The following is an 18,230-nucleotide window of genomic DNA, read 5'->3' as shown; positions in this document are numbered from 1 at the left end:
TATTAGTAATTTAGAATAAGTTTTATCTAAACCTAAAGTGTATGTCTGGTAATTTTAGAAAAAAGAAAATTGCTTTGGCAGGCGCACTGATGTTCATAGTAACAAGTGTATCTGCACAAACAGTAAAAGGCGTTGTTACTGACAATACGGGCGAGCCAATCATCGGCGCATCTGTCATGGAGGTAGGTGTAGCTGGCAATGGTGGCGTGACCGACATTGACGGTAACTTCACAGTAAACTTAAAAGGCAAAAGCAAGAAACTGAAGATTTCATACATTGGTATGAAAGCTAAGGAAGTAAGCGTTGCAGGTAAAGAATCAATCGATGTAAAGCTTGAGGATGACAACACCACCCTCAACGATGTCGTAGTAATCGGTTATGGTACGATGAAGAAGAAGGACCTTACCGGTTCTGTGGCTTCCATCGGTTCCAAGGAGCTTGCTGACATCCCTGTCTCAAGCGTGGGCGAGGCCATGACTGGTAAGCTTGCCGGTGTAAACATCACAACTACAGAAGGTTCGCCTGATGCAGACATCAAGATCCGCGTGCGCGGTGGTGGTTCTCTTTCGCAGGACAACTCACCTCTCTACATCGTTGACGGCTTCCCTGTAAGTTCTATCAGCGATATCGCTCCAAGCGAAATCGAGACTATCGACGTGTTGAAGGATGCCTCTTCAACAGCTATCTATGGTGCCCGTGGTGCCAATGGTGTTATCATCGTTACTACCAAGAGTGGTAAGGAGGGTAAGACCCAGGTAAGCTTTGGTGCATCTTTAGGTTTCAAGAAGATGGCCAAGGAGACCAAGGTTATGGATCCTTACAACTACGCTCTCTATCAGTATGAAGTAGGTAACACTGAGTATGGTGACTACGATGATATGGAGATCTGGAAGTCTGTAAAGGGTAACAACTGGCAGGACGACCTCTTCGGCCGCACTGGCTTGCAGCAGATTTACAACGTAGCTGTAAACGGTGGTACCAAGGAGACCAAGTACAACATCAGCTATGCCCGCACTGATGACAAGAGCATCATGAAGGCTTCTGACTATACCAAGGACAACATCAACGCTAAGCTCAACAGCAAGTTGAACAAGTGGTTGACATTGGACTTCAATGCCCGCTTGGCTTATACCAAGATTAACGGTTTGGGTTCAGGTGCTGATACCAACGAGAGCAACGCCTCTAACTCTATCGTAGCCAAGACTGTTACATTCCGCCCAGTAGATCCTTTGTTCATCAGCGGCGATGACGATGATGAAAGCTCAAACAGCACAGAGGCTAGTCCTACACAGCGTATGGACGATACCTACAAGCAGCAGCGCCGTTTCCGTCAGAACTACAATGCCGGCTTGAACTGGAAGCCATTCAAGGGCATCACCTTCCGTTCTGAATTCGGTTATTCATGGAGCTACGAGAAGACAAACCAGGCTTGGGGTACATACGCTTCACGCAACTCTAAGTTCGGTTATTCAGGTCAGCCACAGACACAGATTATCCGCAAGGACAACAAGAACTGGCGTAATGCCAATACCTTGACATACGATACAAAGAACGCCCTCCTGAGAGGTGATAAACTCAATGTACTCGTAGGTCAGGAGTGGTCGTCATCACAGGATGAGAGCTACACATCTACAACCGTAGCCTTCCCTATCACCTTCAGTGTCAAGGAAGCTTTGGCTAACCAGGCAGCTGGTACAGCTCTCCCTAATGATAACACCATCAGCCGTAAGGACAACCTCTTGTCTTACTTCGGCCGTATCAACTACTCTTATGCAGAGAAATATCTCTTCACAGCTACCCTCCGTGCCGATGCATCTTCTAAGTTTGCAGCAGGCAACCGTTGGGGTTACTTCCCATCAGCAGCCTTCGCATGGCGTGTAAGCGAGGAGGAATTCATGAAGAGTACAGCCAGCTGGTTGTCAAACTTGAAGTTCCGTCTCTCTTACGGTACTGCAGGAAACAACCGTATCAAGAGCGGTTTGATTGATGCAACCTATTCATTGTCTGATGCAACAGCAAAGTTGCCATTCTTCGATGGCAATTTCTCTACTATGCTGGAGCACAAGACTTTATCTAATCCAAACTTGAAGTGGGAGACAACCATCACCCGTGACCTCGGTCTCGACTTCGGCTTCTTCAACAGCCGTATCAATGGTACCCTTGACTTCTACTGGAATACAACCAAGGACTTGCTGATGCAGACCAATATCCCATCTATTTCGGGATATGCTTATCAGTATCAGAACTTCGGTCAGACATCCAACAAGGGTTTCGAGTTCACCATCAATGCTGATATCATCAACAAGAAGGACTTCACACTCGGTTTCACTGGCAACATCTCTTACAACCGCAACAAGATTGACAAGTTGAACAGCCAGGCTGAGTTCCAGGAGTATAAGTGGGCAGGTTCACTCTGCAATGACAACCAGAACTTCCGCCTCGTAGAAGGTGGCCGACTCGGTGAGGTTTGGGGTTACAAGATGAACGGTTTCTACACAGTTTACAACCCAGAGACCGGCACAGGCGACTTAAAGTGGAACGGTACTGCATGGGAGTTGGCAGATGCCAGCATCGCCAATACCGTAGGTACAATCGGTGGAACATTGGCTCCAGGTGCCATCAAGTTGGAGGCAGACGAGAACGGCAAGGCTATCAAGCAGCGCTTGGGTAACACCATCGCACCTTGGACTGGCGGTTTCGGTTTCAACGCAACCTTCCATGGCTTCGATGCATCTGTATTCTGCAACTACTCATTCGGCAACAAGATTGTGAATGGTACCAAGCTGGCTTCAAGTTTCTACCAGGGTTCCCGCAAGGGTTACAACCTGAACAACGACTTCATCAACCGCTACACATGCGTTGATCCAGCCACAGGTGTCAATCTGACAAAGCCTTCTTCAACTGTCATTGCTCAGTATGGTAGTATCGAGAACATCTATAACACCCTGAATGCAATCAATGCTAACGCAAGTATATTCAATCCTTGTATAACAGGTACAATGGCTATCACAGACTATGCTGTAGAGGATGGTTCGTTCCTCCGTTTGCAGACATTGACATTGGGCTACACCTTGCCAAAGAACCTTATCAAGAAGGTATATTTGAGCAATGTACGTTTCTATGCAACAGCCTACAACCTGTTAACCATCACAGGCTATTCAGGCTCTGATCCAGAGACAGATACAAGTTCTAAGAAGAATCCAATGTGCCCAGGTATCGACTATGCAGCTTATCCAAAGAGCCGCTCATTCGTATTTGGTGTGAACGTTTCATTCTAATTCAAGGAGGATATAACAATGAAGAATAAGAATATTTTTAAAGCATTATTGATAAGCGGATTGTTGCTCGGTACAACAACATCATGCAGTGACTTCCTCGACCAGCAGTCACCCTCGGAGCACACTCCTGATGCGGTAGCAACTTCACCATACTATACAAGTCTTGTTTTGAACAAGGCATACGGTGAACTGACAGAAGAGGGTATCTACGGCCAGTTGATGGCTATCACCCTCGGTACCAACTCTGATATTGAGCTGATAGATGGTCAGGACGCATCTACCACATCACAGACCAACAGTGAGCGTGGTGCTTGCAACTTCAACATGGTAGCAGGTAGCTGGTCTAAGCTTCAGACCACCTGGGACAAGCTTTACGAGGGTATCGAATACAGCAACAATGTAATCGAGCTCGTAAACAACTTCGACACACAGAGTGGCAATGAAACCAAGAGCAACATCAAACTGATGCATCGCTACCGTGCAGAGGCGATCACAGTAAGAGCACTCCTCTACTTCAATTTGGTAAGAAACTTCGGTGACGTGCCAATGAAGCTGGAAGGAACCAAGACTGACTTGAACAACATCTACGTAGGCAAGACCGACCGTGATGAAATCATGGACAGCATGATCGTAGAGTTGGAGCGAGCTATCCCAGACCTTTGCTGGGTTGGAGAGAACTCATATACCACAGAGCGCATCACCAAGGGCTATGCTCACGGCTTGCTCGCACAGATTGCCTTGCAGCGTGCAGGATGGGCTATCCGCGAAAGTCAGAAAGACGGATATGAGACTGCTACAGAGAATAGCGACCCAACCTATCCTACACAGCGTCCAGGTGCAGCTGAGCGTACCAAGTATTATCAGTTGGCACAGACTCACCTCAACGAAATCATCGGCAAGGGCATTCACCAGTTGAACCCAAGCTATGAGAACGAGTGGTATCTCATCAACCAGAACAAGCTTGATGACAAGTACTACGAGAACCTCTTCGAGGTAGCACTGGGTGTTAACAGAAGTGGTGAGTTAGGCTATACCATCGGTGTTCGCATCAATGGCTCTTCTTCACGCTACGGTAAGAAGGGGAACTCATCTGGTAAGGTTAAGATGACTGCTCCTCTCTTCTGGTCATACGACCACAAGGACCAGCGTCGTGACGTAACCTGTGCTCCTTACACCCTGAAGGAGACTGATGGTGTAATGAAAGAGGCATTCGACAAGAACTCACCATTCGGTATCTACTGCGGTAAGTGGGATATCCGTAAGATGAGCGAGGAATGGCGCCAGGCTGCCCTGGGTAGTACAGAAAAGGTTTGTACAGGTATCAACTTCGTTACACTCCGCTACTCTCAGGTTCTCTTGATGTACGCAGAAGTAATGAACGAGCTTAACGGCAATCCTGATGCTACCACAGGTGGCGTGAATGGTTTGAGTGCCCGCGATGCTCTCGGCATGGTACATGAGCGTGCTTTCGCTGATGCCAACAAGGCTGAAGCTAAGGCATACGTTGCAGGTATTTCTTCAGACAAGGATGCATTCTTCAATGCCATCGTTGACGAGAACGCCTGGGAGTTTGCCGGTGAGTGCGTACGTAAATATGAGTTGGAGCGCTGGAACCTCCTGAGCAAGAAGATTGACCAGTTCAAGGCTGATTACGAGGCTCAGCTCAATGAGTATCCTACTAAGCTCTATTACAAGACCATCAAGACTGCTACAGATGAAAAGATTGATATGAATTCTGTATGCTGGTATGAGGCTCCTGAGAACACTGCTGGCTACGAGAGTGTAACCTGGTGGGGTGCTGAGGTAACCGATAAAGACCAGAAGAATCTGAAAGGTAAACTGCCATTCATCAGTTCATATCTCAATACAACTGTAAAGAATCGCTACCTCTTCCCTATTGCGACATCAAGTATCGCCGATTCACAGGGCAAGTTGAGTAATTCTTATGGTTATTAATAAGCGATTGCTATAGAAAAGCAATTCATCAAACATTCTAATAAAAGATAAAATTTGAATAATAATGAATTTATCTAAAATTAATAAAAGCGCAATCTCTGGAGCATTCATGCTCCTGGGATTTGCCTCATTGACATCTTGTACCGATGACAATGACTGGAGTGTTGACGCTAGCTACGACCGCTTGTTCCACTCTATCGAACTTTCGGTTACTCCTCTGGACGACCGTGCTGAGGTGAGCTTCAAGAAGATGCCAAACACTGACTATTACATCGTTGAGTACAGTACAGACTCTCTCTACAACGATATTCCTATGGGCGGCACCGAACATAGCGTTGTTGACTCTTCATTTGTAGATACTCCTGACAGCATCTACAATCTGGATGGAAACACAGAGTACTACATCCGTATAAAGGGCCGCAGTTTAGACGGAAAGTCTTCTAACTGGAGATACTTGGATAAGTTTAAGTTCAAGACCAAGGCAGAACAGATCATCACAGGCGTTGATGTAACATCAAGCACTGCTACCGTCAGCTTCATTGCTGGTAAGACCATCGATGCAGTTTACTATTACAAGAGTTCAGAAGATTCTACCAAGGTTGACTTCACTGCCGAGGACGTAGCAGCCGGTAAGCTGACCATCACTGGCTTGAAGGCTAACTCTTCATACAAGGTGAAGTTGTGGAACAAGGAGAACCTGAGAGGTACTTACTCATTCAAGACTACAGAAGCTTACCCAGAAGGCTATGATGTCATGACTCTTGCCGAGGGTGAGGACTTGGGTACCATCTTGAAGGAAGCTACATCAGACAAGGTTGTCATTGTGATGCCAAAGAATGCAACTTACCAGATGACAAGTTCTGAAACAGGCGAACAGAAGGGACTCACTATCCCAGCCAACATCAAGAGCATCTACTTCTGGGGAGCATCTGGCGCCGTTTCTACATGGAAGGTAAAGGAAATCAAGATTGAGGGCGCTAAAGACCTCATCCGTTTCTACAACCTTAACTTGGAGAACAAGGACAACAGCGCAGACTACATCATCAACTTGAACACAGACGATAACATCGGTTCTATTCAGTTCGACAAGTGTAACATCAAGAATACCCGTGGTATCATCCGTCTGCAGAAGGGAATAAAACCTGCCATCAACAGCATCAACTTCAAAGACTGCCAGATTAACAAGATTGGTTCTTACGGTGTGTTGGCAGCAGGCAAGGATACTCCGGAAGCACAGCTGGGTGAAGTAAACCTCACCAACTCTACCATCGCAAACCTCTCAGGTGGTCCTATGATTGCTGTAGCCAACAGTATGACAAAGGTGAATGTAGACCACTGTACTTTGTATGACGCTGTTGTGGGCGGTAAGTGTCTCATCGATACCAACAAGAACAACAATATTGTTCCTAACGTAAGCAACACCCTCATCGGTCAGAGTGCTGCATTGACAGATGCTACAGCAACAAGTTACAAGAACGCTCCATTCGTTGATGTATATTATACCAAAGAATACACTTGGAAGTCAAAGTTGCAGATTGGTGATCCTGCAGATATTTCATCTGCTGAACTTTGGGTATCACCTTCAACAGGTGATTTCACTATCCAAGACAAATACCAGAGTAAGTATGGTACCTTCGGTGACCCACGCTGGATAGTACAGTAATAGTACTTACATCCGACAGATAAATAAATTAATATAATTAAAGGTGCAATGTCCTCATCAAAAATCGGGCATTGCACCTTTTTTTACTTTCTCCTATTCTCTATCTCATTTTTACAGCTAATTTCTTGGAAGTTACGAAAGAAAAGCGTATCTTTGCAGCGATAGTACCTAAGGAAGAGTGTACTACGTTTTTAGATTGTTGGATTTATAATTTGAAGCATATGGAGACATTGGAAAAAATGCCTTTCGAGGCTCAGCATAAGATATTCAAGAGACTGGCAGAAATCGCCGACTCCAAGAGCCTGACCAAAGAGGAACAGGAGAAATACGACAACAGCATGATGGTCATGTGGGACAATTATGCTGTATATAAGCATGCTGAAGAGAAAGGAATAGAAAAAGGTCGAAAAGAAGGCAAAGAAGAAGGTAGAATAGAAGGTAAGAAAGAGGGCAAAGAAGAAGGTAGAAAAGAGTTTGCTTTGAAGTTGTTGGCGCACAACTTTCCATTAGACGAAATTGCCAATCTCACCGACTTATCTATCGAAGAGATTAAGAAATTGGAACAATAAAATGAGTTCTAAACGTGTACTACGTTTTTAGATTTTTGGATTTATAAATTGAAATATATGGAGATAGTAGAACAATTCCCTTGCGAAGCTCTTGATAAGATATTCAAGAAATTGGCTGAATACGCTGACTCCAAAACCCTGACCAAAGAGGAACAGGAGAAATACGATAACAGCATGATGGTCATGTGGGACAATTATGCGGTATATAAACATGCTGTGGAGAAAGCCTATAAAAAAGGATACGAAGAAGAGAGGAAAAAGGTAAGTAAAAAGGTTGCTTTGAAGTTGTTGGCATACAATACTCCAATAGACGTCATTGCAAAATCCACTGACTTATCTATTGAAGAGATTAAGAAATTGGGACAACATAATTAACAAAACTTTCGCAAGTTTTGCCCCACACGCCCTGGGCTAGAAGCTTTTGGGCCTTCAGCCCGTTCTTGAACCACATGCGAAAGTTCTGAAAGTAAAAAAAAACGCAAGCCCGCTAGGCGTAAAAAGAACGCCTGGCGGGCTTGCGTTTATGGTTGTACAACTAAATAGGTTATGGTTGTACGACTGAAAGGGTTATGGTCGTACAACTATAGGGTGTATGGTTGTACGACTGAAAGGGTTATAGTTGTACAACTAAAGGGTGTATGGTCGTACAACTATAGGGTGTATGGTTGTACGACTATAAGGGTTGTAGTTGTACGATTAAAAGGTGTTGTCACTAGGCTCAGCAGAGCTGCTGACTAGGCTCGGCAGAGCTGCTGAGCCTAGTGGCAACCTTCGAGAAGCTGTCTCCTTCAACCTAAGAAACTATCTCTTTAAACTAAAAGAGACGTCTCCTTGAACCCAAAGAGACGTTTCATTCAGCCAACTCAGCCGCTACATTCTATCAAATAAAGTGCCTCATTCGAGCTACGAATACACCTCTTCAAGCCAACGCAGTCGAATCTACAAGCCAACGCAGTCGAATCTTCAAGCCAACGCAGTCGAATCTACAAGCCAGCGCAGCCATATTTGGGTGCCAGCACAGCGGTATGTAGCGACTCTATGAAACGTAAGAACTCATGCTATGAAGTGCATGGTTTCATCAGCTTACTTCAAAGCCCGAATTTATTGAACCGTTTTTTCTTCGATTCTGTTGTCACATCTGCTACTCTTACTATAACACTCTGATTATAAATGAATAACGGGTGGAAATAAGCGGTATTTTTATTATCACCTATTGTCACCTATTGCCACGCCCCATGGTAAGCGGCTCCGCTTACCATGGGCTGCTGAAATTACGTCACGACGTAGCATTTGCTGCGTCCCGACGTAATAACCAGTGCGTCGCGACGCAGCAACAGATACGTCGTGACGTAATTCCGGCTACCTCCTGCCCCATCAAATAAGCCTCACTTGCAAGCCAGAATCAACACCATTAAAGGCTATATTGTAAAAACAACACTTCCGAAAACGTTTACGTTAGATTTTTCGTTTATTTTATTCAACATTTAAAAATTTTAATTACCTTTGTAGCAGAAATCTAAGATTATAACCAAAAATCGAAGATTCCTTATGATCTATTGAGAATCAAACACGACAACAACTAATCGCTAGTAAGTTCAATTAGACCAGAGAAACTTAACAAGATTAATAATAACCTACAAAACAAACATCGTTATGTATCAACAACTGAAACGTGCCAGCATGGCACTGACCTTGAGTTCGGTTTGTTTCCTCGCCTTTGCGCAGAAAACAATCCAAGGTACCGTTAAGGATGCTAATGGCGACCCAATGATTGGTGTAACCATTACTGACCAGAATGGTAAGGCAGGTGGCATCACCGACCTTGACGGTAAGTTTACCATTCAGAACGCAGACCCTAATACGGTCTTGACTTTCAGCTACATCGGCTGCAAGCCTAAGAAAGTAAAAGTAGGAAGTCAGAAAACATGGAACATCGTACTTGAAGATGACAATGCAGCTCTTGACGAGGTCGTTGTCGTTGGTTATGGTACTATGCGTAAACGCGACGTAACTGGTTCTATCGCATCTGTCAACTCAGAAAAGATTGCCGCTCGTGGTACTACCAATCTTGCAGAGTCTCTGCAGGGTTCTGTTCCTGGTGTCAACATCACCCAGTCTGGTAGCCGCGCAGGTGCAGGCTTCAATATTCAGGTTCGTGGACAGGCTTCCATCAACAAGCAGGCACAGCCATTGTATGTTATCGATGGTGTAGTTTGCGACAACATGGACTTCCTCAACCCTGACGATATCGACCGCATCGACGTATTGAAAGATGCATCTTCTACCGCCATCTATGGTTCCCGTGCCTCTGCCGGTGTCATCATGATTACCACCAAGGGCAGCAAGGGTGCAGACAAGGCACAGAAGGCAACTATCTCTTATGACGGATATTATGGTATCAAGAAGTTGGCGCGCATGCCTGAGTTTATGGATGCCAACGAGTTTATGGATTACCGATTTGCCAGATATACCACGCTCGATGGTAAGAGCTACGATGGCTCTAGCCGCAAGGGTGTTGATGCCGAAGGACATCCACACTACATCATCAAGAATACCGACTTGAATTCTGCCTTCCTTGCCCGCAAGGGAGCAACCAGCTACAAAGACTCCAAACTTTATGATCTGATGATGGATCCAAGTTTCGACGGTTACGACTGGAAGAAGATGGTTACCCGCACTGCCGCCCAGCAGAACCACTTTATCAGTGCTGCCGGTGCTACAGACAAGATCAACTACCGTGTAGGTATGGGTTATCAGGGAGAAGAGAACGTATTCAAAGGCAACGACTATGAGCGTTTTAACTTCAAGGGAGCAATGGATGCCAAGCTCTCCAAGATATTCGAGGCAGGTTTCTCTACCAACATGTCAATGAGCCGCACCCAGGACGTATGTACTGATGGTACTTATTCTCCATACGTGAATGCATTCTATTTTAACCCATTCGTATCTCCAACAGATACAGATGGCAACCTGATTCCTAACCCGGGAGCAAAGGCAGCCTTTGGTTCAGATGCACAGTTTACATCTACATATAACCCACTCATCGATTTGAATGACGGCAACTACACCAATGAGACTAAGATGTACCGATTGATGGGTAACTTCTACCTGCGTGCCAACATCATCAAGGGATTGAAGTTTACAACCACCTTCTCCCCAAACTACTCTCACAAGCGCCAGGGTATCTTCTATGCAACAGGTCTGAACGAGGGTAACGACGTAGGTTCAACTTACTACCAGAAGAACAAGACCAACTTCGGCTCTGTTGCCAATACAACCCGTGTAGACTGGACTTGGGACAACCAGTTTGACTACAACCGCACATTTGGCGACCATACCGTTGGCGCCATGGCACTGTTCTCACTGTACAAGAGTAACACAGAATATCAGTACGAAGAAGGCAAGGGTATCGCCAGCGACCACACTACATTCCACAATCTGGGAACAGCCAGCGGCGACAAGACGCTCTCAAGTTCTTATACTGAGTCATCACTGGAGTCATTCGCTTTCCGTGCCAACTATTCTTATAAGGGCCGTTACATGGCTACAGCTACACTCCGTACCGATGGCAGTTCACGCTTTGCAGACGGCAACCGATGGGGATGGTTCCCTTCTGTAGCTGCAGCATGGCGTATCTCTGATGAAGCTTGGATGAAGCAGTTCAACAACTGGCTTGATAATGCTAAACTCCGTCTTTCATACGGTGTTACAGGTAACAACAATGTGGGTGACTATGTAACCATCGCTTCTGCTACAGGTCCATCTTACGTAACCATTGACGGCAAAGAGGTACAGGGTTATTATCCTAACGGATTGGTGAACACAGCCCTCATTTGGGAGAAGGTGAAGGAGTTTGATGTAGGTCTCGACCTGAGTTTCCTGAAGAATCGCATCAATGTAACAGCCGACTTCTACAACCGTCTTTCTGATGGTCAGATTATGTCACGTTCAGTGCCTATCGAAACTGGTGAGAAGACTTCAACCTTCAATGTAGGTTCTGTCCAGAACAGAGGTATTGAACTCGGTTTGAACTTTAACATCATCAACAAGAAAGACTTCTCCTGGAGTGCGAATGTAAACTTCGCCCGCAACTGGAACAAGATTAAGGAGTTGAGTAATGGTAAGGTTGATGAGGTAGCCAACAACTGGTTTATCGGCGAGCCACTGAACGTACTCCGTGACTATACCCATACCGAAGTCATCACCGATAAGGGTGTAACCATGCACACCATGAATGGTGACAAGCACTATACCCTGAAGGAATTGTACGACAGATATGGCAAGACATATAAGTGGTATGAAGGTCAGGTAGCCGTTAACGACTGGAACGATGACGGTAAGATTGACGACAACGATAAGCAGATTTATGGTTGCACTGACCCTCGCTGGACCGGCAGTTTCTCTACCAATGTTTACTTCAAGGGCTTCGACTTCTCCATCATGTTCTATACAAAGAGCGGATTCTGGTCACGCAGCTATTTCCACGAGAAGTACATGAAGTATAGCGACCGTGGTAATGCCCACATGAAATTGGATTACTACATACCAAAGGGAGCACCTATCATCGACCATGCAACAGGTGAGATTACAACCGCCACCGAGACCCACTACGGAAAGTATCCTTATCCAAACAACAGCGATTCATCCTTTGGTGGTTACTTCGGCGACAAAGGTTCAGCCAAGGGCGAAGGCTTCCAGTATCAGAAGACCTCTTTCACGAAGGTTAAGAACATCACCCTGGGTTACACCTTGCCAAAGAACGTAGTGAGCAAGGCTGGTATCAGAAATCTCCGTGTTTATGTAAACATTCTGAACCCATTCTGTTTCACCAACTATAAGGGCTTCGACCCAGAGTGGGCATCACAGAATCTGCAGAATGGCGGTCCATCATCTGTAACCTACCAGTTTGGTGTAAATCTTAAGTTCTAATCTCATTAAATGAAGTAAACAATTATGAAAAAGATATTATATAGCGTAGCATTGGCGGCCTGCTGCATGGGAACCATGACAAGTTGCAGCGACTTCCTGGATGCCAGCAACAAGTCGAATGTAACTGATAAACAGACATTTGCAACAAAAGATGGCTTCAATAGCCTCGTCAATGATGCCTATCAGCATCTGCAAAACGTTTATGCAGCTCCTCTGTTCACAAGCTGTTTCTCAGCAGGTACAGATATGTATGCCGATGCCCGTAACAAGATGAATGAGGCATTGAACACTTACGAGACCTTGACTCCAGAAAATACGGATATCAAGAATCTCTATACTTACCTCTATTCAGGTATACGTGCAGCCAACTCTGTGTCATATTATGCACAGACAGCCCAAGTTGATGAAAAGACTAAGGGGCAGCTTGTAGGAGAAGCCCGTGTATTGGCTGCTTACGAGTATTATCTCCTGGTAAACAACTTCGGTGGTGTCCCTATCATGAAGGACTTCCTCACCACAGCAGACACAGGATATCCTAAGTCTTCTGCTGCAGATGTATATGCCTATATCATCAGCGAACTCGAAGATGTTATCAGCAAGAATGTGCTCCAAGCTTCTACAGCTACCAAGGGTGGCGGCAGAATCAGCCAGGAAACAGCCAAGGCGATCCTTGCCAAGACCTACCTTTCTGCTGCATGGGACCTCAACAAGCAGGAATACTTCTCCAAGGCAGCAACCCTTGCCGATGAGGTGATTGCAGGCAGAAGACTGACTACCCCATTTGCCAAGCTCTGGAAGGCAGACGGATCGGGCGATGACAACGAAGAGTTCCTTTGGGATGTGGAATATGATTTGGCTACAGCCAACAATACAACATCAGGTGGTACAGAATGGAGCGGTTACTACTGCAACTATCTGGGTGGAAACGAGGATAATATCAAGGCTACAACCTCCAGCTATGTACCAACCCTCTATGCCTTGCATTGTTTCAAGAAGGGAGACCAGCGTTACGATGCTACCTTCATGAAGGAATTGCCAGATATAAACAAGGGAAATGCTGCAGGTACCGGTTACTGGACCTGGTACAAGAATGGTGAGAGTCTGGTAGGTAAGCCAGTAACGCGATACTATTCTGCATGGTATGAAACAGATGCCGACTTTGAAGCATGGAAGGCAAAAGATCCTGCTAACAGAGCAAATACCTATCGCATTCCGATGGATTCACAGAGCAAGGAAGCACAGAATATGGACGGCAGAGATATGGAATATTACGATAACCAGCAACTGGTATATGGTTCCAGTCCATGCAAGAAGTTTGACGATAGCAAGACTGCTAAGACAGAGAAGAACACCTGCTATCGCGACATCCATATCATCACTTTGCCAGAGATGTATCTCGTAGCAGCTGAGGCTTATCTGAAGGCTGGTGATAATCCTAAGGCATTGGCACGACTCAATGAGGTTCACCAGCGCGCTGGTCTTTCTGCACTTACAGGAACTATCACTATCGATGACATCCTTGATGAGAATGCCTGCGAGAACTTCGGTAATGAGGCACGCTGGATGGATCTTCGCAGAACCCAGACCCTGGTAACACGTTGCACCAAGTATAACCATGAGATGGGAGACAAGGCTGCCCAGTATATCGGCAAGAAACTTCTTCGCCCTATCCCACAGGCTTCAATTGATGCCAATGACCAACTGACATTAGCCGACCAGAATCCTGGTTACTAATCAAAGTCATTATGTTGATAAGAAAACCTATCAAGACATACGTTAATCATTAGGTTTAAGACCGTATTCTAGGGAGATAATTCCTGATGGATACGGTCTTTCTTTTGGTTCTATCGGCAAGGTATACGTAATCGTTTTCGTACTTTTTCATTCACAATCTGCATGTGATAAGCAAAAATGTCGTAACTTTGCAGAAAATCTTATAGAAAAAGAAAATAATAAAATAAATAAACCTAAGAAGAAATGAAGAAATCAATCATTAAGACAGTCGTGCTGGCTGCATTCATGGCTCTGCCTATGTTCGCTAAAGCACAAACTTTCGCAGGTATCACAGCCGAGCAGAATGCGCAGAACACTCCTGAAGGATGGACTGCTGTAGAACTGCCAAAGTTGCCTGCTATCACTTCGGCAAATACGTTTAACATCAAGGATTATGGTGCCTCTACATCTGCAGCAGATAATACCAAGGCTATCCAGAAAGCTCTTGATGCTGTGCCTTCTACCGGTGGTATGGTCGTGATTCCTGCCGGTACCTGGATGTTTGGTAGTACCGACCAGATGACAAGCCAGACCGAGGTACTCAGCATCAAATCAAAGACTGTGCTCCACCTTTGCAAAGGTGCTACATTGAAACTCGTTGAATATGGTAAGGCGCCAAATACCAAGATTGTCTTCATCGGCGGAAAGAACAAGGGCAAGAACATTACCGATATTGTAATCGAGGGTGAAGATGAAACATCCATCATCGATGGTCAGGGTGCACGCTGGTGGTTGGCAAAAGAGCAAGGTGAGACCTTTAACCCTGGTGCGATGATTCGCTTCGAGCAGGGCAAGCGTTTCCTGCTCCGCAACTTCAAGATTCAGAATACTCCAGGTGTTAACATCACCATCAGCAACAGCGGTAAGGCTAGCCATGCTACCATTCATGATGTAACCATCAGCGAACCTGCATCAGAAGCTGGTAAGGGCAAGGCATCGCACAACACCGATGGTATCTCTATCTGGGGACCATACGTAAATATCTACAACTGTAATATCAGTAACGGCGATGACAACGTGGTTTGCGACAATGATGCACAGTATATCCATGTATGGAACTGCGACTTCGGTACAGGTCATGGCGCTTCTATCGGAAGCTTTACCGTAAACATCAAGCATGTATGGTTCGACAACATCACCATGAACGGTACTACAGCAGGCATCCGCATGAAGACGGGTCAAGATGTAGATAAAACAACCAAGAAGGTGACACTTCGTGGTGGTGGCGAGGAAGACTGGAAGTTCACCAACTTCACCATGACAAACGTGAAGAATCCGCTCTCTATCGACTGTTTCTACGACAAGAACTACAACAGCGACCCTGCCGTAGACAAGGCAAATGCAAGAGCTCTTGATAGCACTACCCCAACCTACACCGACATTCTGCTTCAGAACGTGAAGACTACAGATGTTTGCGAAGGTAACGCTATCTTCCTGATTGGCCGCCCAGAGAGCCACATCAAGAACGTGACTCTCGACAACGTGCAGATTTCTGCCAAGAAGGGCATCGATATCCGCTTCGTAGATAATCTCGTATTCAAGAACAACTCTAAGATTACCGTAAGCAGCGGTTCTATCTGGCTCAAGAAGTTTGATTCTACTTGGACAGACGAGTGTGATGCTACATCTACCGGTTCAGGAGTAATAGATACAAAGGGTCCTTTCACATTAAACTCAAAAACTTTGACTGATAAGACAGCCGGTTCTTTCAGTAACGGCTTCGCTATCAGCAATGAGAAGGGAAAGACATACGATGCTGGTTCTGGTACCAACTATATCAAGTATAGCGCAAATCAATATACCATCATCATTCCTGACGGCATAAAGATTGTCAAAATGGATATCGAGGGAAAAGACAATTACACAGATGCAGATGCCTATCTCGGCGAGATAAACGGCACAAGCTATGATGCTTCTACCTATGTTTTTCCAAAAGACAAAAGTCTGAAAAAATATACAGTAGAGTTTGATTCACCTGTAGAGCACACGCTTACTTTCACTCCAAAGGTAAAGCAGTGCATCTTGCAGTTCACTCTCTATACTGAGACTTCTACAAGCATTCAGAACATCACTGCCATCGCCAAGGTAGACAATAACAACATTTACGACCTCAGCGGTCGCATGGTAAAGCTCAATGCCAAGGCAGAAGACCTGCAAGGCCTCAAAAAAGGCATCTACATCTACAACAACAAGAAATACGTAGCTAAATAATTCATTTAAACATCGGTAACAATGAAAATAAAATCTCATTCACTCCTGTGCATTCTCGCCACTATCGCATTGAGTTCTCCGCTCTCTGCGCTGAGCGTGAATGCCCAGAAAGCGCTATCCAAGACATGGAATCCGAACCTGAAGAACGGAATGTACCGCAACCCGGTTATTGACGCCGACTACTCAGACCCTGACGTATGCCGTGTGGGCAATGACTACTATATGACCTCCTCTTCCTTCCAATGTTTCCCAGGCTTGCAGATTCTGCACAGCACCGACCTGGTAAACTGGGAGATTATCGGTGCTGCCCTACTCGATGACTATCCTGTTTTTCCTGAATACCAGGGCACCGAACTGGATTGGCGCAAGAAGGTTCAGCATGGTAACTACGTATGGGCACCATCCATCCGCTACCATGACGGATGGTTCTACATCTACTGCGGCGATCCTGACCAGGGTCTCTTCATGACCAAGACACAAGACCCACGCGGTCCTTGGGAGCCTATCACCTGGGTGATGAAGGGAAAAGGTCTTATCGACTGCTGCCCTCTCTGGGATGAAGACGGCAAGGCTTATCTTTCGCATGGATGCGCCGGTTCAAGAGCCGGTATCAAATCGGTACTCTTCGTAGCTCCGTTGTCACCTGACGGCACCAAGGTTATCGGTCCTTCACGCATCGTATATGATGGCCATGAAGACCAGCCAACCATCGAGGGAACCAAATTCTACAAGCGCAACGGATATTATTATATCATGAGTCCTGCGGGCGGAGTAAAGTATGGCTGGCAGGTAGAACTGCGTTCCAAGAATCCATACGGTCCTTACGAGGAGTATGTGGGTATGGCACAGGGAAAGAACAAGAAGGTAAACGGCCCTCACCAGGGTGCATGGGTAGATACCCAGAACGGAGAAGACTGGTTCCTCCACTTCCAGGATAAGCACGCTTATGGTCGTGTGGTTCATCTGCAACCAGCCAAATGGGTAAACGACTGGCTCGTCATCGGTGACGACAAGGATGGCGATGGCTGCGGTGACCCTGTTCAGCAATGGAAGAAGCCAAACCTGCCATCAAGCGGTAACTTCCAGCCTAAGGAATCGGATGATTTCAACAGCGTAGATTTAGGTCTGCAATGGCAGTGGAACGGTCCTTACAGTCAGTACTGGTACTTCTGTGATGCCAAGAACTCCAAGTTGCGTCTCTATGGCGTGCAGCAGGCTGAAGATGTAAAGAACCTGTATGATTTGCCAAACCTCCTGCTCCAGAAACTCCCTACCGAGAACTTTACTGCTACTGCCAAGGTGAAGTTCATACCTAACCGCACCGAGGCTTACAAGGAAAAAGATAAGGTATTGGGCGAAAGCGCCGGCATGATTATGCAAGGCATGGACTATGCGGCACTCAAGTTTGTTGATACCAAGGAAGAAGGTGTCGTTTTGCAATATGTAACTTGCGAGAAGGCTGAGAAGGGACAGGCTGAGAAGGTGGTGAAGCAAGTTGCCATCAAGACCAGCAAGCAGCCTCAGCCTTACACCGTGAAGTATGCCGTAGATGATATTCCTTCTTCCCGCATCGCTACCCAGGATGTATGGCTCCGCGTGAAAGTTCATAGCGAAGGCATCGCCAACCAGATACAGGCTATCGCTGAATGGAGCTACAGTCTGGATGGCAAGAACTTCACCAAGATAGGCAACCCTTTCACTGTGCGTGAAGGCAAGTGGATTGGTGCAAAGCTCGGTTTCTTCAACACCCGCACAGCCAAGAAGAACGATGCAGCCTTCTTCGACGTAGACTGGATTCATTTCGAAAAATAACGCTTTCCAGCTAACGCGTTATTTCAGAGAATATTTTGG

At 45.8% G+C, this 18,230-nt stretch carries 9 protein-coding genes; all 9 read left to right on the top strand.

The annotated features are described in order from the left end of the window. Positions 1-41: 41 nt before the first annotated feature. The 9 genes from F7D47_RS05810 to F7D47_RS05770 all read left to right on the top strand — a co-directional run bounded on the left by F7D47_RS05810 (position 42) and on the right by F7D47_RS05770 (position 18,191). The gene (locus tag F7D47_RS05810; RefSeq protein ID WP_153085596.1) at positions 42-3,278 is read left to right on the top strand and encodes a SusC/RagA family TonB-linked outer membrane protein; all 3,237 of its coding nucleotides are present in this window, start codon (positions 42-44) and stop codon (positions 3,276-3,278) included. Positions 3,279-3,296: 18 nt separating this feature from the next. Further along, on the top strand, positions 3,297-5,234 hold the full coding sequence (locus tag F7D47_RS05805) for a RagB/SusD family nutrient uptake outer membrane protein (RefSeq protein ID WP_153085594.1): 1,938 nt from the start codon (positions 3,297-3,299) through the stop codon (positions 5,232-5,234). 64 nt (positions 5,235-5,298) lie between these two features. Then, positions 5,299-6,897: a DUF5123 domain-containing protein gene (locus tag F7D47_RS05800; protein WP_153085591.1), complete on the top strand. Its 1,599-nt coding sequence runs from the start codon at positions 5,299-5,301 to the stop codon at positions 6,895-6,897. Positions 6,898-6,968: 71 nt separating this feature from the next. Next, a complete protein-coding gene (locus F7D47_RS05795; protein WP_153085589.1) occupies positions 6,969-7,466 on the top strand; it encodes a PD-(D/E)XK nuclease family transposase in 498 nt (165 codons plus the stop codon). Between the two features lie 57 nt (positions 7,467-7,523). Beyond that, the gene (locus F7D47_RS05790) at positions 7,524-7,841 is read left to right on the top strand and encodes a hypothetical protein (protein ID WP_153085586.1); all 318 of its coding nucleotides are present in this window, start codon (positions 7,524-7,526) and stop codon (positions 7,839-7,841) included. Positions 7,842-9,119: 1,278 nt separating this feature from the next. Further along, the gene (locus tag F7D47_RS05785; protein ID WP_153085585.1) at positions 9,120-12,395 is read left to right on the top strand and encodes a SusC/RagA family TonB-linked outer membrane protein; all 3,276 of its coding nucleotides are present in this window, start codon (positions 9,120-9,122) and stop codon (positions 12,393-12,395) included. Positions 12,396-12,419: 24 nt separating this feature from the next. Then, positions 12,420-14,129 (top strand): RagB/SusD family nutrient uptake outer membrane protein, encoded by a 1,710-nt coding sequence (locus F7D47_RS05780; RefSeq protein ID WP_153085583.1) that lies wholly within the window; start codon positions 12,420-12,422, stop codon positions 14,127-14,129. Positions 14,130-14,372: 243 nt separating this feature from the next. Continuing rightward, on the top strand, positions 14,373-16,379 hold the full coding sequence (locus tag F7D47_RS05775) for a glycoside hydrolase family 28 protein (protein ID WP_153085581.1): 2,007 nt from the start codon (positions 14,373-14,375) through the stop codon (positions 16,377-16,379). Between the two features lie 21 nt (positions 16,380-16,400). Beyond that, on the top strand, positions 16,401-18,191 hold the full coding sequence (locus F7D47_RS05770) for a glycoside hydrolase family 43 protein (protein ID WP_153085579.1): 1,791 nt from the start codon (positions 16,401-16,403) through the stop codon (positions 18,189-18,191). Positions 18,192-18,230: the final 39 nt, after the last annotated feature.

The organism is Segatella copri (assembly GCF_009494835.1).
Lineage (GTDB): Bacteria > Bacteroidota > Bacteroidia > Bacteroidales > Bacteroidaceae > Prevotella > Prevotella copri_F.
This window is presented reverse-complemented; position numbering and strand designations above follow the sequence as displayed.